Source organism: Pseudomonas rossensis (genome assembly GCF_039888995.1).
Lineage (GTDB): Bacteria > Pseudomonadota > Gammaproteobacteria > Pseudomonadales > Pseudomonadaceae > Aquipseudomonas > Aquipseudomonas rossensis.
The window spans coordinates 1-475 of record NZ_JBBWCB010000330.1; the positions used below are offsets into that span (position 1 = coordinate 1).

The 475-nt window shown below is 62.1% G+C and carries 1 protein-coding gene; it reads right to left on the bottom strand.

What is annotated here, in order from left to right; all coding sequences use genetic code 11:
- Window positions 1–44: 44 nt before the first annotated feature.
- On the bottom strand, window positions 45–475 hold a 431-nt coding region (locus WLY71_RS30730), incomplete at its 5' end, for a hypothetical protein (RefSeq protein ID WP_347806586.1).

Below are 475 nucleotides of genomic sequence, written 5' to 3' on the forward strand. Positions count from 1 at the left end.
AAACCGCATTGATTGCAGGTCGGGAAGTTTTCGAATGCAGGTCGTTACACTTGTCGCCCAGAAGGCCCCCGCAGCACCATGTTGAAGGCGTGGTTAATGGCCGCGCGCGTGCCTCTATCAAGTCCGTGTTGCGTAATGGCCGTATTGACCGCCGCCTCCAAGGCTGCTGGGCGCACTTCGCCCGCAGCAGGCGCCAGCGCTGACCAGCGCAGACCCTGCTGCTCGAGGTGACACAGAAATCGTGAAATCCTAGAGTGCTGTAGCGAGGAAAGGGTTGTGGGCAGTTGCGCCATCACGGCTTGGTGTTCCGGCCACGCAGGTATCAGGCGGACCCGACCGGAAGGCCCCTGCAGAAACACGTTGAAGGCGTGGTTAATGGCCGCGCGCGTGCCTGTCTGAAGTCCGTGTTGCGTAATGGCCGTATTGACCGCCGCCTCCAAGGCTGCTGGGCGCACTTCGCCCGCAGCAGGCGCCA